The 24,205-nt window shown below is 53.3% G+C and carries 18 protein-coding genes; 16 read left to right on the forward strand and 2 right to left on the reverse strand.

Annotation, left to right across the window (positions count from 1 at the left end; translation table 11 throughout):
- The 9 genes from R6U41_RS13015 to R6U41_RS13055 form a co-directional block, all read left to right on the forward strand.
- Window positions 1-2,022: molecular chaperone DnaK (locus tag R6U41_RS13015; RefSeq protein WP_410270273.1), on the forward strand; the 2,022-nt coding region annotated here is incomplete at its 5' end.
- 92 nt (window positions 2,023-2,114) lie between these two features.
- On the forward strand, window positions 2,115-2,921 hold the full coding sequence (locus R6U41_RS13020; RefSeq protein ID WP_410270274.1) for a glycerophosphodiester phosphodiesterase: 807 nt from the start codon (window positions 2,115-2,117) through the stop codon (window positions 2,919-2,921).
- Window positions 2,918-3,670 carry a histone deacetylase family protein gene (locus R6U41_RS13025; protein ID WP_410270275.1) on the forward strand — a complete coding sequence of 251 codons (753 nt, stop codon included), beginning with the start codon at window positions 2,918-2,920 and terminating at the stop codon, window positions 3,668-3,670. The genes R6U41_RS13020 and R6U41_RS13025 overlap by 4 nt, the downstream gene beginning before the upstream one ends.
- 38 nt (window positions 3,671-3,708) lie before the next feature.
- Window positions 3,709-4,068 carry an SWIM zinc finger domain-containing protein gene (locus R6U41_RS13030; protein ID WP_410270276.1) on the forward strand — a complete coding sequence of 120 codons (360 nt, stop codon included), beginning with the start codon at window positions 3,709-3,711 and terminating at the stop codon, window positions 4,066-4,068.
- 50 nt (window positions 4,069-4,118) lie between these two features.
- Entirely contained in the window at window positions 4,119-4,586 is a 468-nt protein-coding gene (gene ispF / locus R6U41_RS13035; RefSeq protein WP_410270277.1) for a 2-C-methyl-D-erythritol 2,4-cyclodiphosphate synthase, read from the forward strand.
- 455 nt (window positions 4,587-5,041) lie between these two features.
- Window positions 5,042-6,493, forward strand: coding sequence for a cysteine--tRNA ligase (gene cysS / locus R6U41_RS13040; protein WP_410270278.1), 1,452 nt, complete (start codon window positions 5,042-5,044; stop codon window positions 6,491-6,493).
- The gene (gene uvrB, locus R6U41_RS13045) at window positions 6,480-8,498 is read left to right on the forward strand and encodes an excinuclease ABC subunit UvrB (RefSeq protein WP_410270279.1); all 2,019 of its coding nucleotides are present in this window, start codon (window positions 6,480-6,482) and stop codon (window positions 8,496-8,498) included. The genes cysS and uvrB overlap by 14 nt, the downstream gene beginning before the upstream one ends.
- Window positions 8,482-10,368 carry an excinuclease ABC subunit UvrC gene (gene uvrC, locus R6U41_RS13050; RefSeq protein ID WP_410270280.1) on the forward strand — a complete coding sequence of 629 codons (1,887 nt, stop codon included), beginning with the start codon at window positions 8,482-8,484 and terminating at the stop codon, window positions 10,366-10,368. The genes uvrB and uvrC overlap by 17 nt, the downstream gene beginning before the upstream one ends.
- A 194-nt stretch (window positions 10,369-10,562) precedes the next feature.
- Window positions 10,563-11,576, forward strand: coding sequence for a DUF4388 domain-containing protein (locus R6U41_RS13055; RefSeq protein WP_410270281.1), 1,014 nt, complete (start codon window positions 10,563-10,565; stop codon window positions 11,574-11,576).
- 147 nt (window positions 11,577-11,723) lie between these two features.
- Here R6U41_RS13055 and mdh read toward each other — a convergent pair whose 3' ends face one another.
- Window positions 11,724-12,653 carry a malate dehydrogenase gene (gene mdh, locus R6U41_RS13060; RefSeq protein WP_410270282.1) on the reverse strand — a complete coding sequence of 310 codons (930 nt, stop codon included), beginning with the start codon at window positions 12,651-12,653 and terminating at the stop codon, window positions 11,724-11,726.
- A gap of 360 nt (window positions 12,654-13,013) precedes the next feature.
- On the opposite strand from mdh, the gene R6U41_RS13065 reads away from it, so the two are divergent.
- From R6U41_RS13065 to R6U41_RS13095, 7 genes are all read left to right on the forward strand, one after another.
- Window positions 13,014-14,195, forward strand: coding sequence for a DUF4388 domain-containing protein (locus R6U41_RS13065; protein WP_410270283.1), 1,182 nt, complete (start codon window positions 13,014-13,016; stop codon window positions 14,193-14,195).
- 42 nt (window positions 14,196-14,237) lie between these two features.
- Window positions 14,238-14,588 carry a PilZ domain-containing protein gene (locus R6U41_RS13070; protein WP_410270284.1) on the forward strand — a complete coding sequence of 117 codons (351 nt, stop codon included), beginning with the start codon at window positions 14,238-14,240 and terminating at the stop codon, window positions 14,586-14,588.
- 15 nt (window positions 14,589-14,603) lie between these two features.
- Window positions 14,604-15,500 carry a phosphoribosylaminoimidazolesuccinocarboxamide synthase gene (locus R6U41_RS13075; protein WP_410270285.1) on the forward strand — a complete coding sequence of 299 codons (897 nt, stop codon included), beginning with the start codon at window positions 14,604-14,606 and terminating at the stop codon, window positions 15,498-15,500.
- Entirely contained in the window at window positions 15,490-16,473 is a 984-nt protein-coding gene (locus R6U41_RS13080) for a ParB/RepB/Spo0J family partition protein (protein WP_410270286.1), read from the forward strand. The genes R6U41_RS13075 and R6U41_RS13080 overlap by 11 nt, the downstream gene beginning before the upstream one ends.
- The gene (locus R6U41_RS13085; RefSeq protein WP_410270287.1) at window positions 16,460-17,572 is read left to right on the forward strand and encodes a radical SAM protein; all 1,113 of its coding nucleotides are present in this window, start codon (window positions 16,460-16,462) and stop codon (window positions 17,570-17,572) included. The genes R6U41_RS13080 and R6U41_RS13085 overlap by 14 nt, the downstream gene beginning before the upstream one ends.
- 79 nt (window positions 17,573-17,651) lie before the next feature.
- Complete coding sequence (locus tag R6U41_RS13090) at window positions 17,652-19,772, forward strand: tetratricopeptide repeat protein (protein WP_410270288.1); 2,121 nt, start codon at window positions 17,652-17,654, stop codon at window positions 19,770-19,772.
- A gap of 169 nt (window positions 19,773-19,941) precedes the next feature.
- Window positions 19,942-21,927, forward strand: a complete 1,986-nt coding sequence (locus R6U41_RS13095) for an HD domain-containing phosphohydrolase (protein ID WP_410270289.1) — start codon at window positions 19,942-19,944, stop codon at window positions 21,925-21,927.
- A gap of 8 nt (window positions 21,928-21,935) precedes the next feature.
- Here the strand turns inward: R6U41_RS13095 and R6U41_RS13100 are convergent, their stop codons facing one another.
- On the reverse strand, window positions 21,936-24,023 hold the full coding sequence (locus tag R6U41_RS13100; RefSeq protein ID WP_410270290.1) for a hypothetical protein: 2,088 nt from the start codon (window positions 24,021-24,023) through the stop codon (window positions 21,936-21,938).
- Window positions 24,024-24,205 lie beyond the last annotated feature (182 nt).

A 24,205-nucleotide genomic window follows, 5' to 3' on the forward strand; every position in this document is an offset into this window, starting at 1 on the left:
GAACGCATTGCCGTTGGGGAGCATTTGATTCTGGGCGGAGACAACATCGACCTGGCCCTGGCCCGGCACGCGGAACAGCAGTTCGGCACAGGCGCCGACCTCACCGGTGACCGGTGGAAGACCCTGTGCCATTTGTGTCGCCAGGCCAAGGAAAATATCCTGAATCAGGGCACAGACCGGGAAACCATTACCATGGTGGGGCAGGGCAGCAGTCTGATCAGCGGCACCCGGACCGCGGAAATCACACGTGAAAACCTCGAGCAAATCGTTTTGGAAGGCTTTTTTCCCCTGGTGGAAAACACCGCCCCAAAAACCGAAACCCGGCGAAAGGCAATCTCCGAATTCGGCCTGCCCTATGCATCTGATCCGGCCATCACTCGTCACATCGGATTGTTTCTGGAACAGCACAAAGAGGATGTCGCCCGTTTTACAGACAAAAGCGATCCGTTTCCGGACCTGATCCTGTATAACGGCGGCAGCCTGAAGGCCGAAGTGATCCGGGACCGGATCGGATCGGCCATATGCCGGTGGTTTGGCAGAAATGACCACCAGCGTCCCAGGGTTCTGAAAAACCGGGATCTGGACGTGGCCGTGGCGCTGGGCGCCTCGTATTACGGTCTGGTCAAAAGCGGAAGAGGGGTCCGGGTGGGCAGCGGCAGCCCCAGATCTTATTACCTGGGCATTGCCCGGGCAGAGCGGCAACAGGACGGCGCGGCCCAAGCCATATGCGTTGTGGAGCGGGGTCTGGATGAGGGGTCACGGGTAACGCTTGCGGATCAGGAATTTGAGGTCCTGGCCAATCAGCCGGTAAGTTTTGAGCTTTTCAGCTCCAGCTTCCGCTCCGGTGACCGGGCCGGGGATATCGTGGATGTGGATGAAAGCTTAACCCGCCTTCCGCCCATACAGACAGTGATTCAGTTCGGACAGAAAGGGGTGCAGACCGCCATCCCCGTGCAGATTGAAGCCGAATACACAGAAACCGGCATCCTTGAACTGTGGTGCAGCTCGGTTTCCACCGGTCACAAATGGCAGCTCCGGTTCCAGCTGCGGCAGATGCCGGCCCAGGAGATGGTGGCTGAAACCGAGGTGTTTGACAGCGAACAGGTGCAGGCCGTGATCGGAATCATTGATGAGGCGTTTTCCGCACAGGATTCCGGCCGCGCGCTTTCCGGTCTGGTCAAAAGCGTTTCTGAGCGCATCGGCCGCTCCAGGGACAACTGGCCCCTTTCATTGATCCGCCAAATGGCCGATGCTCTGCTGGAGCGCATGGATATGCGCAAAAAAACGCCTGAGCACGAGGTGCGCTGGCTGAATCTGCTGGGGTTCTGCCTGCGGCCGGGCTTTGGCGACGGCTTAGACGAGCAGCGCATTGCCCGGCTCTGGAAAATCTACAAGCAGGGCGTGATATTTAAAAAAAACCAGCAGGCTGCGGCCGAATGGTGGATCTTGTGGCGCCGGGTGGCTGGCGGTCTCAATTCCGGGCGCCAGCGGCAGTTTGCCCAGGACCTCCGGCCCGTTCTCATGCCCAGAAAAGGGGGCAAAACAAAGGTGGCCCCCCAGCAGAGACTGGAGATGTGGATGGCCTTGGCCGGCATGGAACGGCTGGGGGCAAGGGAGAAAGCCGAATGGGGCCAAGCCCTGGCCGAAGAGATTTTACCGAAAAAAGCAAAACCCCAGCAATTCTGGGCATTATCCCGGTTCGGGGCCCGGCAGCTGCTTTACGGACCCGTGGATCGGGTGGTTTCCTCGGACAAGGCGGCTCCATGGGTTGAGTTTCTGCTTGAAAATCAGTGGAAACATCCCAGGGCCGTGGGAAATGCCCTGGTGCAGATGACCCGCAAGACCGGCGATCGGTCCCGGGATATGGACGAAAGCCTTTTGGACCGGGTGATCCGGTGGCTGCATGACCATGGGATGCAAAAGAAAAGCCGGGTGCTGAAAACCGTGGCTCCCCTTGAAGAATCCGAGCAATCCGCAATGTTTGGCGAATCCCTGCCCGCCGGTCTGGTCTTAAAGCCCTGAAAAACTTTTACGGTGCCATCAAGCTTGAGAAAATGTTTAAATCCGGTTATTGTTATTGTATCTGAAATCATGGTGGAAAAAAATCCGGTTTTATGAGAAAGGAACGTCCAATACCCGGAAAAAACGGGAACAACGGCGGACTGTTGGATTTTCCCTGGCTGATTGCTCACCGGGGAGCCATGGCCGAAGCTCCGGAAAATGTTCAGGCCGCTTTTGACTTGGCTTTTTGCCGGGGTGCCCACGGCATTGAATTCGACGTGCAATTGTCTGCTGATCACGTTCCCGTAATTTTCCATGATGATAGCCTGGAAAGAATTGCCGGCATCAAAAAACGGGTTTCCGATTGCGCCCTGGAATCGCTTCGCAAACTTGACCTTGGCAAATGGTTTTCAGACCGGTATGCCGGCAGCCGAATCATGACCCTGGCACAAGTGCTGCAAAGATATGCACACCAGGGCCTGCTCATGATCGAGCTGAAAGCCGGCGCCGCGCCGCCGGCTGACCGCAACGGCCGGAGCCTGCTGGCCGCAGGGGTAATGGAACAAATCAATCTGCATGTGCCGGCACGCTTTCGCAAAAACCTGTTTATACTGAGTTTTGATGCAGGTATGCTTACAGATGCGCATGAAATGGCCCCTGACCTGTCCTGCATTTTAAATATTCGCGGCCCGTGGCCGTTTTCCGGAAAGTTGTCCCGGAAAATGCAGCAGTTAATCCGGGGATATTGTCTGCCCTTTGACCGGCTCACCCGGAAATTTGTTGACCAGTGCCATACAGCCGGCCACATTGTTGCGGTATACTCCTGCAACCGGCCTGCTGATGCAATCCGGGCTCGGAACATGGGAGCGGATGTGATTATGACCGATGCACCTGCAGAGGTGATCAAGGAGGCGCCATGAAAGTCGTGTTTCATCAGTTTTTTTATCCGGTCTACACTTCGGATCCGGCATCAGCTCCGGGCCGGATTGAGGCCATTGTGGACCGGCTGCCATCTCACACTGAAATGGTGGATGCAGAGTCGGCCCCTGAAAATCTCATTGAGCTGGCACATTCCAATGTTCATATTGAAAATGTCCGGCGCAAGGACCTCTACGACATTGCCGCCCTGGCCGCGGGCGGGGCGGTGCAGACCGCGCGCATTGGTCTTTCGGAACCCGCATTTGCCGTTATCCGGCCCCCGGGACATCATGCATCCACGGAAACCGCTTGGGGATTCTGCTTTTTTAACAATATGGCCATTGCCCTGCTGACCCTAAAGAGCCAAAACCTCATTGACACGGCCATGGTTCTTGACATTGATCTGCATTACGGCGACGGAACCGTCAATATCCTGGGGGATTATGACTGGGTTGAAATCCATAATCCGGCCAAAAATACCCGGGAGCAATACATGGCCGAAGTCGACCGGATTCTGGCCGCCAGCCGGGCCGATATCATCGGTATATCCGCTGGATTTGACAATCACATGCAGGACTGGGGCGGATTGATGGCAACCGAGGACTATTACCACATCGGGAAAAAAGCAAGTCAATCCGCCTTTGAGCGGGGTGGGGGATGCTTTGCCATTCTCGAGGGCGGATACAACCACAGCGTGCTCGGCCAAAATGTTGCTGCTTTGATCAACGGCATGGCTGAACCGGTTGCCTAAGGCAGCCGGTTTTGCCCGTTAACCCGGATGAATACGCGATGACCATGGAAAACGGAAATTCAGGTATCGACCGCTTCCGGGAGCTGACTTGGGGCGATCTCACTGCATGGGCGGGAAAAGATGTGCTCACGGCCGGAAGAAACCTGCAGCGCAAGGGATCTGTCAAGCAGCTTTCAAAAACCGCAGACGGCGGTTTGCTGACATGGATTCAGGCAGAGGAGGTCTTTGCCACCCATGTGGGATTTGATCACGAGGAATTGTTCTGCCATTGCGCCTGTCAGGGGGAGGGGGCATGTGAACACGGCATTGCCACAATCCTTGAATATATCGCCTATTTGAAGAAAAATATTCCCGTACCCTTTGCGTCCTCAAATGACCAGCGCTTTTTTCTGCTATAACAGGACGGGTTTACCGCTATGGCGCGTTGTGATAAGGAAAGAATTTGTTTATGCGTGTAGGTGTTGGCTACGACATTCATCAACTGGCTGCCGGACGGCGCCTCGTGCTGGGCGGGGTGAGAATTTCCCATGATAAGGGCCTGGTTGGCCATTCAGACGCAGATGTTCTTGTGCATTCCGTATGCGATGCCATTTTTGGCGCAGCCGGACTGGGCGATATCGGACGGCACTTTCCGGATACCGATTCGGCCTACAAGGATATTTCCAGCATGGTGCTGCTGAAACAGACCTGGCAGAAGGCGCGCGTGAAGTGCCCAACCATCGGCAACATTGATGCCACAATTTTTGCCCAGCAGCCGAAACTGGCGGATTATACCGGAGAAATGGCCGCCCGCATCGCAGAAGTCCTTGAAATTGCGCCTGAACAGGTAAACATCAAGGCCACCACCACGGAAAAACTCGGCATCATTGGCCGCGAGGCGGCCATAGCCGCCATGTGCGTGGTTTTGCTTGAATAATGCGCTATCTGATTTATTTTGTTAAAACAATTTACTGATGGCACCGTAAAAAGTCTGATGTCAGATGGTGCCGTAAAAAGTTCAAGATCAAGGCTTGCGCAATTTCGAAGAATGCAGCGTACTTAGCCGTACGTGAAATTCTGAGAAATTGCGCGTAACGCAGATATTGGACTTCCAAGGAAGTCCAAGGGCGGGGTCGGTTTTTGAAGCGACATTGAGCGTTTACGGAAAAATTCAGCAAATGCCGGAGCTAAAAAATTTCAAACTGTTTGAGGCCGACAGGCCGAGTTTTTGAAATTTTAAGCGAAGGCATTGGCTGAATCCGTAAACGGTCAGGAGCGAAAAAACTGGCCCCGGCCGCAGGGCTTTCTTCCTGTAAAAACAGCGGACGTGGTAAAAAGCTTTTTACGGCGCCATCAATTTACTGATCCAACCACAGCAGACGGACAAATACCATGACCATTAAAGTCTATAATACACTGGGGCGATGCAAGCAGCCATTGGATCCGATGACACCCGGCAAAATCCGCATGTATGTCTGCGGCCCCACGGTCTATGACTCTTGTCATATCGGCCATGCCCGGTCCATCGTCGTCTTCGACGTGATCTATCGGTACTTGAAGGCCCGGGGATATGACGTGTATTACGTGCGCAATTTCACGGACGTGGATGACAAGATCATCCAGCGGGCCAACGATCTGGGCATCTCCTCCATGGAACTGGCCGGCCGCTGCATTGACGAGTTTCATGCGGACATGGAATCGCTCAACATGCAGCCTCCTGATCTGGAACCCCTGGCCACGGAGCATATATCCCAGATTATAACCATTGTTCGTCTTCTCATTGAAAAGGGTTATGCCTACCCGGTGGACGGGGACGTGTATTTTGCGGTTCAAAAATGGCCGGAATACGGAAAACTTTCGGGCAGAAAACTTGAAGACATGGAGGCCGGGGCCCGTGTGGACGTGGATCCGCGCAAGCAAAGCCCGTTTGATTTTGTTTTGTGGAAATCCTCCAAGCCCGGTGAGCCGGCCTGGGACAGCCCCTGGGGAAAGGGACGGCCGGGCTGGCATATCGAGTGCTCGGCCATGAGCGCCGAGTACCTGGGAGAGACCTTTGACATTCACGGCGGGGGAAAGGATTTGATCTTTCCCCATCATGAAAATGAAATCGCCCAGTCCGAGGCCGCATTTGACAAGCCCTTTGCCCGCTACTGGATTCACAACGGGTTTATCAACATCAACCAGGAGAAAATGTCCAAGTCCCTGGGCAATTTTTTGATGATCAAAGACATTGTCAAGGCCTGGCATCCCGAGGTGCTGCGCCTGTTTCTGGTTTCCAGCCATTATCGCTCGCCCATAGACTATACGGAGCAGGCCATGGCAGAAGCCGCCGCGTCCCTGGACAAGATTTACGGCCTGCTCGAAAGGGTGGCGCCGTTGTTTGACACCTGGCCGCCGCAGGTTTCCTGGGATTCGGGGACCGAGCTTTGGCAGCGGTTTTGCGACGCCATGGATGACGACTTTAACACCGCCCGGGGCATGGGGCTTTTGTTTGAGACGGTGCGGGAATTAAACCGGCAAATCGATGAAAAGGGGGCTGCCCAGGCCTGCCAAAGCCCCGAAGGTCTGGGCCGGATCAACGACATGCTGCGTATCGGACAGATCCTCGGTCTGATGGCCGAAACCCCGCAGCAGTATTTTCAGCAGCGCAAAAATGCCGTGCTAAAAGATCAGCAAATAGATGCCCAATGGATTGAAGACCAGATCCGGCAGCGGACTCAGGCCCGCAAGGCAAAGGATTTTGCCCTGGCAGATCGGATCCGCGACGATCTCAAGGCGTGCAACATCATTCTCGAAGACCGTCCTGACGGCACAATTTGGAAACACGGCGATGGAAAAGCGTAAATTTGCCCTGCATACGGAAATGACGCCCAAGGGAGACCAGCCCGGGGCCATTACGGGCCTCACCCGCGGTGTCAACAATGGACTGGCCCACCAGGTCATGCTCGGTGTAACCGGATCGGGCAAGACCTTTACCATGGCCAATGTGGTTGCCGAGGTTCAGAAACCCACCCTGGTGATCGCCCCGAACAAGACCCTGGCCGCCCAGCTCTACAATGAGTTCAAGTCCTTTTTCCCGGAAAATGCGGTGGAGTATTTTGTCAGTTATTATGACTACTACCAGCCCGAGGCCTATCTTCCGGTATCTGACACCTATATCCAGAAGGATTCCTCGATTAATGAAATGATTGACAAGATGCGCCACTCTGCCACCCGCTCGGTGCTGTCGAGAAAAGACGTGCTGGTGGTGGCCAGTGTTTCGTGCATCTTCGGTCTGGGGGCACCCGAGGATTACCTGGCCATGCGCCTGGACCTGGAAACGGACATGGAACTGACCCGGGATAAGCTGCTGGCCGATTTGGTTGAGATGCAGTACCAGAGAAACGACATGGATTTTTACCGGGGGGTTTTCCGGGTTAGGGGCGACCGGGTGGAGATATTTCCGGCCTACGAGGAGGACCAGGCCATAAGAGTGGAGTTTTTCGGGGACGTGATCGAGGCCATCTCGGAAATCGATCCTTTGACCGGCAAGGTCAAAGGACGGGTCAACGGCACCACCATTTATCCGGCCAGCCATTACGTCACACAGGAGCGCGGCCGGCGGCGGATCATCGACGATATTCAGGAGGAACTCAAGCACAGGATCGATCATTTCCGGGACGCAGGAAAGCTCATTGAGGCCCAGCGCATTGAGGAGCGAACCCGATATGACATGGAGATGATCCTGGAGCTGGGCTATTGCAACGGTATTGAAAATTACGCCAGACACATCACCGACCGCGCACCCGGCCAGCCCCCGCCCACCCTGCTGGATTATTTTCCGGATGACTTTCTGCTCTTTATTGACGAAAGCCATATCAGCGTGCCCCAGATCCGGGGTATGTATAACGGCGACCGGTCCAGAAAACAAACCCTTGTGGAATACGGATTCCGGCTGCCGTCTGCCCTGGACAACCGGCCGCTTCGGTTTGAAGAGTTCAGCCGGCGCGTCTCACAGGTGATTTACGTATCGGCCACGCCGTCGGACTATGAACTGGAAAAAGCCGGGGATGCAGTCATGGAGCAGATCGTGCGTCCCACCGGCTTAATTGATCCGGAAATGGAGGTCAGAAGCGCCAAAAACCAGGTCGACGACCTGTACTCGGAAATTCAGCAAAGAATCCGTGCAAACCAGCGAGTGCTGGTCACTACCCTGACCAAGCGCATGGCAGAGGACCTGACCGAGTATTACACGGACCTGGGCGTACGTGTCCGCTACCTGCATTCGGATATCAAGACCCTGGAGCGCATCGAGATCATCCGGGATCTGCGGGCGGGCGAATTTGACGTGCTGGTGGGCATCAACCTGCTGCGCGAAGGCCTGGATATTCCCGAAGTCTCCCTGGTGGCAATTCTGGATGCGGACAAGGAAGGATTTTTGCGATCCGCCCGGTCCCTTATCCAGACCTTTGGCCGGGCGGCCAGAAATGCCAACGGCACCGTCATTATGTATGCCGAAACCGTCACCCCGGCCATGCGTCATGCAATGGAAGAAACCGGTCGCCGGCGCCGGATCCAGAAAGATTATAACCAGGAACATAACATCATTCCGGCAACCATTGAAAAATCCCTGGCCTCAGCATTTGGTTCGCCCTATGAAAAGACCGGCTCACAAGCACCGGAGCATCAGGTGGCCGAAACCGCGGCCGCCTATGGATCGGATCAGAAAGTCGAGCGCCGGATCCGGGATCTGGAAGCCAAAATGCGAAAGGCCGCAGACAACCTGGAGTTTGAAAAGGCGGCCCGGTACCGCGACCGGGTCAAGACATTGAAAAAAATGATGGTGTTTGATTTTGAAGCCGCAGTCTGAAACCCGGCAGCCAAAGGCCGAAGGAGAAAATCAGGCTCCGGGCCCGGCGGACAAAATCGCCCGCACGCCAAAAAGCCCCGGGGTGTATTTGATGAAAAACGCCGAGGGCAAAGTAATTTACGTGGGCAAGGCGGCAAATCTGAAAAACCGCATCCGTTCATATTTCTCGGAGGCCTCATCGCGAATGGATGCCAAAACCGGGGTTCTGGTCAAACATATTGCTGATTTCGAGACCGTGGTCACGGCCTCGGAGACCGAGGCCCTGATCCTGGAATCCAACCTGATCAAGCGCTACCGGCCCCGCTACAACGTGATCCTAAAAGACGACAAGCGCTATCCGTCTTTGCGCATGGATCTTTCCGAGGCTTATCCCAATCTCACCGTTGTGCGAAAGCCCAAAAAGGACGGGGCCCTGTATTTCGGCCCTTATGCATCGGCCGGTGCGGTCAAGCAAACCCTGAAAATGATCCACCGGGTATTTAAGCTGCGCAAATGCCGCTCACCGCAGGTCAAGCCCCGCTCCCGGCCGTGTCTGAACTACCAGATCGGGGCCTGCCTGGCCCCTTGCTGCTTTCACGTGGATCAGCAGGAATACGGCAAAATCGTTCATGAGGTGCGCATGTTTCTCCAGGGGCGTACCCCGGATTTGATTCGCAGGATCCGGGCGGAAATGAAGGAGGCCGCAGACAGCCAGGATTATGAAACCGCGGCCCAGCTCCGGGACAAGGTCTATGCCCTGGAAAAAACCTTGGAAAAACAGGTGGCCGTGACCACCGACTTTGTGGACCGCGATGTTTTCGCAGTGGAGCGAAGCCCGGAAAAAGCTGTTGTGATGCTTTTGAAGGTGCGAAACGGCTATTTGCAGGGAATGCGGGATTTTTTGATCAAGGATGTGATTTCAGAAGATGCCGAGATCCTCGGGGCTGTTATCAGGCAATACTATGAGCAGAACCCGGCAGTGCCCGCCGAAGTACTGACGTATACGCCGCCACGGGACAGAGAGCTTTACGCGCGCTGGCTTTCGAAAATGCGGGGGCGCAAGGCGGTGATTCACACCCCGGTACGCGGGGAAAAGCGGCGCCTTGTGGAAATGGCCGCCCAAAACGCCCGCCAGCGCCTCCAGGCCCTGACCGAGGAGGAAAACTCGGCGGCCCGCCTGCTTGGGGGCCTGGAAAAACGTCTTGGACTGGACAGATATCCCCGCCGGATTGAATGCGTGGACAACTCGGGTTTGTCGGGCACTGACCTGGTGGCCGGTCTGGTGGTGTTTGAAGACGGTGTGCCCAAAAAATCGCTTTACCGCCATTACCGGATTCAGGGGGTTTCGGCTCAGGATGATTATGCCTGTATGCGGGAGGTGCTGTTTCGGCGCTTTTCTTCAGGCACCGGAGAGGAAAAGGACATGTCCCTGCCGGATCTGCTCATGGTAGACGGCGGCAAGGGCCAGCTCAACATTGCCCTTGCAGTGCTGGACGAACTTGGACTTTCCGGGCGGTTCGGGGTGATCGGCATTGCCAAAAAAGACGAGGCCAAAGGCGAGCCCGAAGACAAGATCTACCTGCCGGGCCGGGCCAATCCGGTCAATTTCCAGCAACATACGGGGCAATTGCATTTGCTCCAGCGCATCCGCGACGAGGCCCACCGCCGGGCCGTGTCTTTTCACCGCAAGCGGCGAAGCAGCCGGAGCCTGCATTCGGCCCTGGATGATATCGCCGGTATCGGACCCAGGCGAAAGGCTGTTTTGCTTCAGCACTACGGCAGCATCGAGGCCATTGCTGCAGCCCCGGTGGAGGAGCTGGCCGGGCTTTCCGGCATGACACGAAAAGCCGCCCAGTCTATTCATTCCGGCCTTTCGGGCGATAAGCCGTGATGGCGCCGTAAAAAGTCCAATATCTGCGTTACGCGCGATTTCTCAGAATTTCACGTACGGCTAAGTACGCTGCATTCTTTGAAATTGCGCAAGCCTTGATCTTGAACTTTTTACGGCACCATCTGAAATCAGACTTTTTACGGTGCCATCAAGATTGGTGGATAATTTTTTGATCCGTTTATACAGGAGAAAGCATGGCCATCCAGGGAAGCCTTGATACATTTGATCTTTCAAACCTTCTTCAGATGATCAAGTATGAAAGAAAAAGCGGAAGGCTGACCATCAGCTCTGAGAGCAACCAGGTACAGATCCTGATGCAGGAAGGCGATATCGTATTTGCCACGGAATCGCGCAAAAGCAACCGGATCGGGCAATTGCTGGTCAATAACGGCTTGATCAGTGCCCAAACCCTGGAAGCCGCTCTCACGGAAAGCCGGGAAAAAAACCAGGGCATCGGAAAAACCCTTGTGGAACAGGGCAAAATCACAGTGGCGGAACTAAACGGCTTTTTGCTGAAACAGGCGGAAAATTCTCTTTATAACGTATTTTTGTGGCAATCTGGTCAGTTCGTGTACAAGGATGAATCCATAGACCTGAAACGGATTGTGGGCAGTGCATTTAACACCATGAACATCCTGTTGGAAGCCTCCCGCAGAATTGATGAACTGGCAGCGCTGAAAAATCAAATCCCGGATGACCAGGCCGTACTCAAGCCTTGCGATCATGAACAAACAAGCCAAAACCTCGAATTCAATACCGATGAATCAATGCTTTTGTCCATGATCAACAGCCAGTCCACTGTGCGTCAAGTTATTGAGGAAACCGGATGGGATGATTTTACGGGCTACCGGGTCATCAATTCCCTGGTATCGGCCGGGGCAGTCGAAATCCTGCAGTCCCTGCCAATGAATGAATCTGCAGCCCGGGCCGTGGAACAGCTCCGCGGGGTGGACGCCCGGCAGTTCAGACAAACCCTGGACTCCCTGGCGCTTCCGCGCAGCAGCATCCTGCGCTTGGCCCTGACCCGGCTGTTTCGGGATGCCGCAGACCCTGACATTTTAATGGAATCGGTTGCCAATGAAGCCCGGAAAATGAATGATCCGTCAGAAAAAGCCCAATTGGAACGTCTCCTGGAGCAAAGCCGCACATCTTTTATGAAAACCCTGCTGAATCTGCTTTGGCAGGAAGCCTGCAATAACTACAGGTAGTATTAACAATCGCTCAATTTAGGTTTAAGAAAAACGCCCTGACGTTTTCGTTGTCGACTCAGTCCCGGCGGCAGCCGATCAATGGGGCTTCCAAAGACCGGCCGCCAACGGGGCGGGTGCTTAAAAATAGCTTAATTCAGGTGCTCATTAAAGTGCGGCCATGGCATCGACCAGGGAGCGCACAGCATCTGCGGATTTCTGCAGGTCTGCGGCCTCGTCGTCTTTTAGTTCGATTTCAATCACTTCCTCGATCCCGGTGCTGCCCAGTTTTACCGGCACCCCGATAAACAGGCCGTTGATTTTGTATTCGCCTTCCAGGTAAACCGCACAGGGAAGAATTTTTTTCTTGTCCTTTAAAATGGATTCGGCCATTTCCACTGCCGCGGACGCAGGAGCATAAAAGGCGCTTCCGGTTTTGAGCAAAGAGACAATTTCCGCCCCGCCGGTGCGGGTGCGGTCCACCAGGGCGTCAATGCGGTCCTTTGGCATCAGCTCTGTTATGGGAATGCCGGCCACGGTGGAAAACCGGGGCAGGGGGACCATGGTGTCGCCGTGGCCGCCGAGTACGAAAGCGTGGGTATTTTCAACCGAAACATTGAGCTCCCGGGCGATAAAGCAGCGGAACCGGGCGGAATCCAGCACCCCGGCCATACCGATGACCCGTTTTTTGTCAAAACCGGAAGCCTCGAAAGCCACATGACACATGGCGTCCAAAGGATTGCTTACGATGATGAGAACGGCGTCAGGCGATTTTTCTGCAATGTTTTTGACAACGCTTTTCATGATGTCGGAATTGGTCTTTAAAAGGTCATCACGGCTCATACCCGGTTTTCTGGGGATGCCGGCGGTGATGATGACAATATCAGAGCCTGCGGTTTCCCCGTAGTCATTGGTTCCCGTAAGGCAGGCATCATGTTTTTCAATGGGAGCGGCCTCGGCCAGATCCAAAGCCTTTCCCTGGGGCAGGCCCTCGGCAATATCCACCAGTACCACGTCACACAATTGTTTTTCCGCCAGCCGCTGGGCAGCGGTGGCCCCGACATTACCGGCACCCACAACGGTCACTTTTTTGTCCATTGTTCACTCCTTTGTATGTGGTTTTGTTGTTCAAGCAGCCCCGTAAACGGACATGCAAGAGAAATCCGGCATGATTGCCCGTGATTTGTCACAGTCCCTGGTTAGGCATTCCATTGCCGGCCGGAGTTGTCAAGCGCAATTTTACGCTTTACCTCCCTGTTGCTGTTCTTCAAGGGGGTTGGCGCAATGGCGGCATAAAGCATTTATGAAAAATTTTCTTGAGCTCCAGTGGTGAAATCAGTATGATAGCAGCACCATGCGATGTTATTGATACAAGTGCTTTCTTTTCTTGATTCAGCTCTTATCGCCCGGGACAAATGCATTTAACGACCATTTCAGCGAAGATACAACCAGGTGACAATGGAATCAAAAGTGGTGTTAAAAGGAAGTCTGGCATTTCTCGGGCTGGCCGAACTGCTCCAGCAACTCGGCGGCGGCGGCAGTACCGGGATTTTGAAAATCTCCAGTTCCTGGAGCGGGGTGCCCGGTTATATTTATTTAAAAAACGGCAATCCGGTGGATGCAGAATACGGAAAAATCACAGGTCTGGATGCCTTAAACGGCTTTTTTGGTTGGCGGGAAGCCCATTTTGAATTCATGGAAGAAGATGTCAATCGGGATCCGGTCATTAAAAAAAGCCGGATGGAACTCATACTCGATGGTCTTCGCTTGGTCGATGAAGGAGTGATTCCGATTATGGGAGGAAACGATTCGGATTCGCACAAAAGCCGGTCCGGTCCTGATCAGCTGCCGGTTCTCAATGGTCCGGTGGTGGATTATGTCTATGTTGTGGATGAAGAAATTTTTCAGGACGGAGATGAAATTGTCATCCAGAACCGCTTTGGCAACTGGTTCTGGGTGATTCTTGAGGGCACCGTGGAAGTGGTTCGGATAACCGAAAACGGTAACGCGCCGATTCTGCGCATGACAGAAGGAGCATTTATCGGCAGCATTGTGTCCTTTCTTCGCGACGGCAATGTTCGCAGCGCCAGTATTTACGCTGTGGGCCGGGTGCAGCTCGGGGTGGTCGACTCAGAAATTATTGCCCGGGAGTATTCGAGTCTTTCTGAAATGTTTCAAAACATTCTGATTTCCATGGACAAGCGGATGAAGCAGCTCACTGATGTCTGTACGGCACTGGTGCTCAAGCAATCCCCCCCGATTTCCGGCAAACCCGGGGGCAAACGATTTATTGACAAAAAACAAAATGAGCACAAGGTTTTTTTTATCACCCGGGGACAGGCTTTTGTTTATGTAAAAATGAAAAAAAAGTACATACACTTGCTCACTCTGGGCGTCGGTGACCTTATCGGCAGAATTGCGTTTTTAAACGCCGCCCATGAACCTTATTCCGCACACGTGTATGTGTCCGACGATATTGCGGTGCAGTCCATCGAACCCGGCGTGGTCGAACAGGAATACGAGGCGTTGTCCAGCACGCTGAAAAACATGATTCAGAATATGACCAATTCCATATCTGTAACCACGGGCCGGATTTTTGATCTGATCCGATCCGCCGGCCAACACGCCGATGGTGATTGATACAGCCAGGATTTGCCAATCCCCTTACAAGGAGCCGAGGAGATGATAAAAAACGAACAAAGACAACAGCAGCGGTATGAATCCATTCAGCTTCTTTCATACGTTTGCATAGACGAAGAAGGAAAAGAATGGAAGCAGGGTATGGGGCGCACACTGAACATCAATGAAATCGGCCTGAAGCTTGAAACCCACGAGCCCATTGAAACCCAGTACATTGTTCTGCTGGCTGTCGGCCTCGAAGATGAAGTTGTTGACGTCAAGGGAAGGGTGATTTACTGCAACCGCAATGAGATGGCAAGGTTTGAATCCGGCGTGGAGTTCTACGACCTGGATCCGGGCAGCCGGGAGATTATTACGCGCTTTGTTCGGGAATTTAACAAACAATACAGTTAATGTCAGGAAGGTACAATGGCACAAACGGTTTTTGAAACAAAATTTGACGACCTGTCGGTTTTCAAGCGCGGCAAAGTGCGCGATGTATACGATCTCGATGACCGCCTGCTGATGGTTGCCACGGATCGGATTTCGGCTTTTGACGTGATCATGCAGGATCCTGTTCCCGGAAAGGGCAAAATTCTGACCCGGATCTCCCTGTTTTGGTTTGACATCATCAGTTCCATTATTGACAATCACGTGATTGCCAGTGACGTGGACCAGTACCCGCAAATCTGCCGGCAGTATCGCGATGAGCTCGAAGGCCGCAGCATGCTGGTCAAAAAGACCCGGCCCCTACCTGTGGAATGCGTGGTGCGCGGCTATATTTCAGGCTCTGGATGGAAATCCTACCAGAAAACCGGAGAGGTCTGCAACATACGTCTTCCCAACGGCTTGAGGGAATCCGACAGGCTGCCGGAACCCATTTTCACCCCCTCGACCAAGGCAGAGCTTGGCGAGCATGACATCAATATTTCCTATGACCATATGGTGGATCTCATCGGTACTGAACGGGCGCAGCAGGTGCGGGATCTCAGCCTTGAGATTTATCAGAAGGGCGCTGAAATAGCGGAAAAAAGCGGAATTATCATTGCAGATACCAAGTTTGAATTCGGAGAGGATGAAAACGGGCTGATTCTCATTGATGAAGTGCTCACCCCGGATTCTTCCCGGTTCTGGCCCAAGTCCACATACCAGCCCGGCGGACCCCAGGCAAGCTTTGACAAACAGTATCTTCGCGATTACTTAAACTCGGTTGACTGGGACAAGACCCCGCCGCCACCCCGTCTGCCCGCCGAAGTGATTGAAAATACCAGAAGCAAGTACCAGGAGGCGCTCCAGGCCCTGGTCGGCCAGACAGATGCAAGCTGAAACCCGCCTGATTTTTTTAGATAAAATCGACACCAGGGACAATCTGTACCAGATTTCTGATCCCGATCCGCCGGAGGATCTTTCCGACTCTATTGGTGAGGCAGGGCTGATATCCCTGCCTTGGGTCCAGCAGCGGGAGGCTGACAAAGTCTTCCGGGTCGTGGCCGGTTTCAGGCGTATAACCGTATGCCGCAAGCTCGGATGGCCGCAGTTGACATGCCGTGTGCTGCCGGCGGACGCCCCAAAGCTTTCCGGCTGGAAAATTGCCATTGCAGACAATGCCGTGACCCGTCCCCTGAACCTGCTGGAGCAGGCCCGGGCCGCGGCCGGGCTGATGGATGTCTGCGATGGTGATGCCAAACGGGCCGCGCAACTGGCCGGCCCACTGGGCCTGCGGATCAATCCGGAGCTGATTGGGAAACTGACCCGTTTGCTGGCCTTGCCCGGAGCTGTGCACCAGGCCGTGGCCCAAAACCGGATGTCGCTGAATATCGCCCTGAACCTGGAGATGATGGATGAATCATCAGCAGTTGCTTTTGCCGGGCTTTGTCAAAACCTCAAACCCACGGTCAACCACCAGCAGGAAATTTTTACCGGCCTGTATGAACTGGCCCGCCTTCAGGACAAATCCCCGGCCGATGTTTTGGCTCGGTCGGATTTTTCAGAAATTTTGCATGCAAGCCGCACAGACCGGCGCCGCCAGCTTCAGGCCCTGCGCAGGAGGCTTTACAACCTGCGGTTTCCGAATTTAAGCCGGTCCGAGGCAGCCTTTGAGCAGAAAAAAAAGAATCTGAGCCTTCCGGAAAACATGAATATCAGTGCGCCTCCAGGTTTTGAAAGCAATGTTTATACGCTGACCGTGCGTTTTTCCCAATCCCGGCAATTGTGTGACTGCGCTGAAAAACTGGCTGTCATCTGCCGCAAGCCCGAGCTGGAAGACCTGCTGGATCGAAGTTTTAATGAAAATTCGTAAACTCTATATAGAACGAAGTGCAGCAGATTATCCGGTCACACAGCATATCTGCAGCCGGCTGGAAATGCCCGCGCAAATCATTGACAATCCCGAGTCGGTTTACCAGGAAATCGCACGCAGCCCGGATCCGGAAAAAGCCGGAAAATCCATTTTGCTGCTGACCCGAAACCGGGGTGCCTTTCTCCGGGATTGTCCCGGGACCTCTTATTATACCTGCTGCGGTTATCAAATCCTGCATATCGGCACCTACTGCTCCATGGATTGCGCCTACTGCATTCTTCAGGCTTATTTTCATCCCCCGGTTCTTCAGTTTTTTGTCAACCACGCGGAAATGGAAGCAAGTCTGCAGCAGCATTTTGCCAAAGGTGAGATCGCCAGAATCGGCACAGGGGAGTTTACCGACAGCCTGATATGGGAGTCGGTTTATCCCCTGTCCTCCCGTCTGGTGGAATTGTTTTCCCGCCAGAAAGCCTGCGTGCTGGAATTAAAGACAAAGACCACGGCCGTGGACTATCTTCTTGGCCTGGTGCATCATAAAAAGACCATCATGGCCTGGTCTCTGAACACCGAGGCGGTGATTGCAAACCAGGAGCGGGGCACGGCCGCGCTTGGCGCGCGTCTGGCTGCTGCGGAAAAATGTCAGAAACAGGGTTTTCCGCTTGCCTTTCATTTTGATCCCATGATTTTATATAATGGGTGTTATGCCGAATATGAAAATGTCATTGAGCAGGTGTTTTCCCGGATTGATCCGGCCGGCATTGTGTGGATCAGCCTGGGCTCCTTTCGTTTCATGCCGGAATTAAAGCCGATCGTGGCCCGACGTTTTGCCGGCTCCAAAATCATTTACAACGAGTTTATCCGGGCCATAGACGGCAAGATGCGGTATTTCAAACCCTTGCGCATACAGCTCTACTCCCGTGTCATCGAAGCCATTAAATCCCGTGCCCCGGAGGTGCTTGTGTATTTCTGCATGGAAGATGACGAGGTCTGGCAGAAATGTCTCGGCCACGCACCGGCGGACCCGGAGGGCCTGCCCATGATGCTGGACCAGAGAGCCGTCCAGATATGCGGGCTGTCCGGACGATTTCCCGCAGGTTGACTTTTTAAAAAAATTCGCATAAGTTTCCTGCTCATCCAAGGTCGGTTTTTTCCCCTGAAGCCTTTAAAAGGAGTCTGTTATGAAAACACGCAATTTCCGTGTATTTTCACTCTTTTTTGTTTTTGCCTGCATGCAGCTTATCGTTTTTGGCCCTATGGATACGGCCGTTGGTGCAAAACCGGATTTCAAGCCGGATATTACCATTCGGATCAGCCACCTGGAAGAGGCCGTAAAAACGATTGAGGAATTCTCAGAACAGAATGCTGAATCCCAGTGGTCTCCCAGGTCGCTGATTGAGGGGACTCTGAAAGGGACCCAGTGGCTGGATCCGGATCGGGCAATGGTCTTTGGGCTGGTGCTTTCGGAAAAATCCCTGGACCAAAAACCGAAAATGGCCGTACTGATGCCGTTTCTTGAGCCCAATCCGGAGTTTGCCGGCGCTTACGGAGCTGTTGAAAAACAGGATTATTATCTGATTTCCCTGCCTCCGGGCCAGGGGGGCAACATCGGTGAAAAACTGGAATCCGCACTTGTGCAAAACGCACAGGATCCCCAAAAACGGCTGCTGACCGTGGATATTGCCGCGGCCCGGGCACTGGCAAAGGCAAAACCCGATATTGAAGACATGATCCGCAAGGCCCGAAAGGGAATTGAACAGCAGCAATCCGCCGCAATGGAGGGCCCGGAAGCATTTGAAGCGGATCAGGCGGAAGCCATGATCCGGGCATTTCTGAAATTTTTTGAGCAGGTAAAAACCTTTTCCACGGGTCTGGATTTGAATCGCAAGGATACGACCTTTTTTTCCGAAGTGCTGGCCGCAGCCGACACGGAGCTCGAAGATCTTATTGCCCGGACCATAGAAGAAGACACACAGTCGCTTTTGGGGAAAATGGAATTTTCCGACAAACTGGGTATGCAGTTTCGCAGCCGGCCCTTTGATATTTCCGCCACAACCGCATTTACCGAAAAATATTTCGGTGAGATGTACAAAACCATGGGCGTTGACCTGCAGGGGGCCGCATCCGTGGTTGCGCCGTTTACCGGTGAAACCGCCGGCGCCATGGCCATTGATCCGGCCGGGCTGCTCATTGAAGCGGTCAGTTGTATCAAGGCGGACCGGGATCTGTCAGTGAACTACCTGGAATCTGAATACATCCCCTGGATTCTGAAAACCGGCGAGGGAATGACGGAAATGTATGAAAAACAGTATCCGGACAAGGCCATTGCCCCGGTTTTTGTCAAAACGGAAAAAACCACCGTGGCCGATATCCCTGTGGTCGGGGTCAAAGGCAATCTGCCGATTGTTCAGGAATCCGGCGATGATGTCAAAATTTTTGAAATGCCCCTTCGATTGGCGGTAAAAGACCGGTATCTGCTGGTCACCCCGGACGACGGGCGCATGGCCGACTTAATTGCACAGGTGGCAGATCTTGAACCGGCTCCGGCCAGCGGGCCTCTCATGGAGATGACCATGGACTGGGGGGCTCTCATACGCACCATCACCGCAATGGCACCCGAACAGATCCCGTCTTCCCATAAGGAAATCCCGGATACGGGCACCCTGAACTATACACTGGATCTCGGCGAGGGCAACGTCAGAAGCCGTTACGCCATGAAAACCGAAGATATTAAACAATTCATGGCTTTTGTTGCCACACTGGATCCTGTACCGGCCGGTCCTGAACAAGCCCCGGCCTCTGCGCCTTCTTCGGAAACAAAACAGGCAGAACCAAACCCGGAACCGGATCAAAGCACATCCCGGTCCTCTTCGGAAAAATCCCAACAGCCTTTCCAAAAGCAAACCAAAACCGGCCAGGAACGTTTCAGCAAGGATGAGCCTCGCTACTGGACGGAAAAAGGCGGCCTTTATCTGGCATACGGCAACATTGATGCAGCGGTCGAGCACTTTGAAAAGGCCGTGGCCCTTGACCCCGAAAATGCCGGCGCCCACTGCAACCTGGCTCTTGCCTACGCAGAAAATCAAGAATTTGAAAAAGCCCTGGATGCCATGGATCATGCGCTTTCCCTGGAGCCGGAAAACGGCCGGTATCTGCATGCAAGAGGCTGGATACGGGTGCAAACCGGGCAGCGGCAAAAGGGGATTGCAGATATTGAAAAGGCTGCTGAAAAGGGCCATCCGGATGCAGTGCGGTATTTGGACCGGATTGCACCCCGGCAAATCCGGGAAGGCAAGCAATAGCCCGCGTTTGCTGGAAAAAATGCAATAGAATTAAAAAAACAGGATTTTGTGTATAACGCCAATAAATTACTTGTAATTTTTTCAAAAAGGAGTATGCTGACGCTAACGTAAAAGAACATAATGACTGGTTGTTGCATTTTCACTCTGGAGCCAGGATTTCACAAACATTATGGAAGATCCAACGCAGGTTAGGCAGCCAAATCCTTCGTTATACAACAGTCGTATTATCAAGGCCTATCTTCACCTTGTCAGGAAAAAATATCCTGACATCCAATTCTCTGAGCTCATGGCCCATGCCGGCATGACGCCTTATGAAGTAGAAGATCAGGGCCACTGGTTTACCCAGGAGCAGGTAGACCGGTTCCACGGGGAACTGGTCCGGAAAACCGGCAATATGCAACTGGCCCGGGAGGCCGGACTCCACGCTGCTTTTCCCGAATCCATCGGCGCCATTGGCTACTATGTCTACAGCCTTGCCAACCCTCGCCGATATTTTGCAATGATCGAACAGGCTTTTGGCAATCTGTCCCGATCTGTTGACTACAAGGTCCGGCCCATCACCCCCGGCAAAGTGGAAATCACAGTCACACCGAAATTCAGCGTTCGTGAAAAGCTGCATCATTGCGAACATCGCAAAGGTTTTTTCGAAGCCATGTTCAATATCTTTGGCAATCGGGTCATTAATATCGAACATCCGGAATGCCTGGCCCGGGGTGACAGTGTCTGCAGATACATCATCACCTGTAACCGTTCTGCATTCGACTATTTTCGGACGGCACGCAACTACGTATTCGGCATTTTTGGCCTGGCCGGCGTCTTATCTTTTTTCCTGCTGTCCACTACTGCCGCCTTGTCCCTTTTTTCAGGTCTTCTGGTGCTGATGGCCGCCACTGGAGTTGTCAGCCACCGGCTGGCCCGGAACAACCTGGCTGCGGCAATGCGCAACCTTCAGGAATCCGGCGAACAGCTCGTGGGCCAGATTGAAATCAATTACAACAACACCCAGGTGACCCGGGAGATCGGGCAGGTGGTCAATCGGTATACCAACCTGGAAAACGCCCTTGACTCCATTGTCCGGATTCTTGAAACCCGGCTTGATTACGACCGGGGAATGATTATGGTGAGTAATACGGAAAAAAACCGTCTCAGATTTGCCGCCGGATTCGGTCACGTGCAAAACCAGTCCAGGTTTTTGAAAAATATTGAATTTCAGCTGGACAACCCCCATTCCAGGGGAGTGTTTGTGTTGTCCTTCCACGAGCAGAAGCCTTTTCTGATCAATGACCTCAATGACATTGAAGGCAGCCTGTCGGAGCGCAGCCTGGAATTTGCAAGGCAGTTGGGGGCACTGTCCTTTATCTGCTGTCCCATTATATGTGACAATGAAAGTTTGGGGGTTCTTGCCGTGGACAACATGCGTTCCAAGCGAAAGCTTTTAAACAGCGATATGAGCTTGCTGATGGGCGTATCTCACATGATCGGCATCAGCATTCGACATACCCAGCACATAGAGGCAAGGGAAAATCAGCTCAAGTCGGTGCTCAAAGTTATGATCTCCAGCATTGATGCCAGGGACCCGGTTACCAAGGGACATTCTGAATTTGTGGCCGAATATGCCTCCGGCATTTGCGACGAAATGGGCATTGATAAGGATTATCAGGAGGCTGTCCGGGTAGCGGCCTTGCTGCATGATTACGGAAAGATCGGTATTCCGGATTCCCTGTTAAAGAAAAGGGACCGATTAACACCCGCGGAGTATGAGCAGATCAAGTCCCACGCGGAAAAAACCTTTGAAATTTTAAAGCAAATGAATTTTGAGGGAAATCTTGAACCTGTACCAGAAATCGCCGGCGCCCATCATGAAAGAATCAACGGCACCGGTTACCCCCGGGGGCTGACAGAAAAAGAAATTCCATTGGGCGCAAAGATCATTGCAGTGGCAGACTATTTTGAAGCCCTGACAGCCAACCGATACTACCACCGGCCCATCCCCCCTGAACAGGCCATGCGGCAGCTGGAAAAATTTGCAGGTACATTGTTTGACGTCAGGGTGGTGGAAGCCTTTATCCGATACTACGAGAACAAAAACCCCGGTTACCAACAGCACGAGTTCCGGAGGGACCGGGATATCCATGCTGTGTCCTCTCGGAACTGATGCCCCCCTTATTTCAGCCTTTTGTAATGCTTGAAAAAATCATCGGTGTGAGCCAGGTTGAGGACCCAGAGTTCATAGATGCGATGATGGGCCGCTTTGGCGTGTTGGGCATAGGATAACGGGTAGAGCAGTACCGGGACCTTGCCGGTTTCATAGACCTCTGCCGCCTCGCAGAGGGCCTGGTGCAAAATGGCATAAGAAAGGCTGCGGTCAATAACAAAAATACTGACGCTGTTGGTCAAATCCGAAAGATTCACGGCAAAATCCGAAATATTGGCCATGAGCAGCGCGGTTACCCGGCCCTGTTTACGCAGGGCAAAAACCCGCCGCTGTCTTTTCAATCCTTGATGGGTGTACAAATCACTTAGCGTACTTCTGGGATTTGATGTCTTTTCCGGCATCAGATCCAGGGCTTTGAGCATCAGGCCGTCGGAATCCTGACGGTAGGCTGCCTCCAGTTCTTTAAGGTCCTCGTATTCCGCCCTTTCCAGACTCCAGCCCCGGGGCAGCCCCCTGGCTTTCAGATCCGGATGCCAGTGATAATAGGCAAACCGGTCTGTTGAGCAGGCCCGGGGATTGCCTATTTTTCTGGCCACTCCGCCGAAAAAATGCGCCGGAAAGCGATTTTCCGGCCGGTAGTAGCAAATGGCATAGGACATGTGGGCCGAAGCCAGCCGATGGGTATCATAGGTAAAGGCACCAAGCTGATCGATGATTTCTGTGCCCGCGCCGATGTGCTTGTCCGATCGCGAGGCCAGGTGATGGATCAGCCAGGTATTTTCATAAAACCGCAGCATCGCCACATGGGAAATGATTTCCCCGTTTTTCTGCCAGGTGAAATGGCGCGCGATTTCAGGCTGAGAGATGTAGAGTTTTTTGTATGTCTGCCGGATCGACTTCCGGGAGTTTTGAATAAAAGAATATTTTCTGGGATAAATAAATCCGGTTTCAAAGAAGAATGCCCACAATTGATCCATATCCACCTGATGGCAGATATAGAGGTGATTGTTCTGGCTCTGGTGCAGCAAAGACAGCAGACGCATGTGATCATTGGGTGCCATGTCCAGAAAGGCAATACCGCATTGAACCTGATTTTCTTTCTGCTCAGAGGTCAAAAATCTCCGGTAGATCACCTGGGCCCGGCATTTCACCTGAAAAGCATTGGCAAAACAAAGGGTCATGTCTTCGATAAGCATGCCTGCAATCAGGGCGTTTGCGTTTTTTTCGTCCGTGACGCAAATCCCGGCCCCGGATATATCCGCGGCTTTAAGGTCGACCATGGCCCCGGTAAGTGGGTGGCGAAAGATAACATCCGGGGCAGGGGATACAAACAGGCGACGACTCCGGTAAACCCGGGGGGGGAATCGCTGAATGGTGTCCTTTAACGCCGCGAGCACAAGGCAGGTTTCATGTTCGCGCTGAAATGCTTTCAAAATACGACATTGACCGGAATAAACCATTGCTCCGTTTGATTCAAGCACCAGGGTAAAATCGTGCGCGTTGTTCAGCCAGACCTCAGGGATTTCGGGTGTGTCTTCAACGGCCACGCAAAATGCTGAAGTGCTTAAATTTTTAAGGGTTCCGGAAAAAGTCAGGCTGTTTTGAATAATCCGGGCCGAAACAGACGGGCACGGGTGACGGAGTTCTTTTCGCCCAGAGTGAAGAGCGGATTTTTCCGGCAGATACAGGCATATTCCGCTTGCGCTGATGCCACGGACCCGGGGTTCGGCCAGAATCAGCCCATTGCCGTCGGTAAAGGAAAAACCCGAAAACATGTAATCCGAAAGCCGGAAATATGGTCCCGGCGGGCTGCTCCACAAGCAGACCAAATATTTTCCGAAACAGGGCCGGGGCACGGCTTCAAAAGCAATTTGGCGATTGTCGTGGATGTGCCGGAAATGGATATGGATCGTCGCGCCTTGGAAGTGCCGGAGGTTTAAAAGATTGACGAGACGATTTTTTTTCAGAAACTGTCTGCGCCCCCCGGTCTCGGGCTCCAGGCCCGTATCAATAATGCGCTCCCGGGCCGGCAGCGGGCCGGCCGTGGTGTTTGCTCCGGCCTGTCGGATCTGATCGGATTTTGCAAGATAATCCATTGCAGCCTCAATTTGGCGTTCAGGCCGCTGCCTCCATGGAGCAGCAGTCACGCTGGATTTGCCGGGCAATTTCCATTGAGTGATAAAAACCCGTGAGGTTAAAAAATAACACCTTGTTATTATTAAATGCAACATGTATTCCACAAAAAACCAGGTTTTTTCAAAAAAAGACGGTTTCGTAA

The organism is Desulfosalsimonas sp. (assembly GCF_046483245.1).
Classification (GTDB): domain Bacteria; phylum Desulfobacterota; class Desulfobacteria; order Desulfobacterales; family Desulfosalsimonadaceae; genus Desulfosalsimonas.

Excerpts from the sequence above, each read along its gene's own strand:
- mdh (WP_410270282.1), bottom strand. The coding sequence starts at position 12,653 with ATGGACAAAAAAGTGACCGTTGTGGGTGCCGGTAATGTCGGGGCCACC.
- R6U41_RS13055 (WP_410270281.1), top strand. The coding sequence starts at position 10,563 with ATGGCCATCCAGGGAAGCCTTGATACATTTGATCTTTCAAACCTTCTT.
- R6U41_RS13100 (WP_410270290.1), bottom strand. The coding sequence starts at position 24,023 with ATGGATTATCTTGCAAAATCCGATCAGATCCGACAGGCCGGAGCAAAC.
- ispF (WP_410270277.1), top strand. The coding sequence starts at position 4,119 with ATGCGTGTAGGTGTTGGCTACGACATTCATCAACTGGCTGCCGGACGG.
- R6U41_RS13090 (WP_410270288.1), top strand. The coding sequence starts at position 17,652 with ATGAAAACACGCAATTTCCGTGTATTTTCACTCTTTTTTGTTTTTGCC.
- cysS (WP_410270278.1), top strand. The coding sequence starts at position 5,042 with ATGACCATTAAAGTCTATAATACACTGGGGCGATGCAAGCAGCCATTG.
- R6U41_RS13030 (WP_410270276.1), top strand. The coding sequence starts at position 3,709 with ATGACCATGGAAAACGGAAATTCAGGTATCGACCGCTTCCGGGAGCTG.
- R6U41_RS13065 (WP_410270283.1), top strand. The coding sequence starts at position 13,014 with ATGGAATCAAAAGTGGTGTTAAAAGGAAGTCTGGCATTTCTCGGGCTG.
- R6U41_RS13075 (WP_410270285.1), top strand. The coding sequence starts at position 14,604 with ATGGCACAAACGGTTTTTGAAACAAAATTTGACGACCTGTCGGTTTTC.
- R6U41_RS13080 (WP_410270286.1), top strand. The coding sequence starts at position 15,490 with ATGCAAGCTGAAACCCGCCTGATTTTTTTAGATAAAATCGACACCAGG.
- R6U41_RS13095 (WP_410270289.1), top strand. The coding sequence starts at position 19,942 with ATGGAAGATCCAACGCAGGTTAGGCAGCCAAATCCTTCGTTATACAAC.
- R6U41_RS13085 (WP_410270287.1), top strand. The coding sequence starts at position 16,460 with ATGAAAATTCGTAAACTCTATATAGAACGAAGTGCAGCAGATTATCCG.
- R6U41_RS13020 (WP_410270274.1), top strand. The coding sequence starts at position 2,115 with ATGAGAAAGGAACGTCCAATACCCGGAAAAAACGGGAACAACGGCGGA.
- R6U41_RS13025 (WP_410270275.1), top strand. The coding sequence starts at position 2,918 with ATGAAAGTCGTGTTTCATCAGTTTTTTTATCCGGTCTACACTTCGGAT.
- uvrB (WP_410270279.1), top strand. The coding sequence starts at position 6,480 with ATGGAAAAGCGTAAATTTGCCCTGCATACGGAAATGACGCCCAAGGGA.
- R6U41_RS13070 (WP_410270284.1), top strand. The coding sequence starts at position 14,238 with ATGATAAAAAACGAACAAAGACAACAGCAGCGGTATGAATCCATTCAG.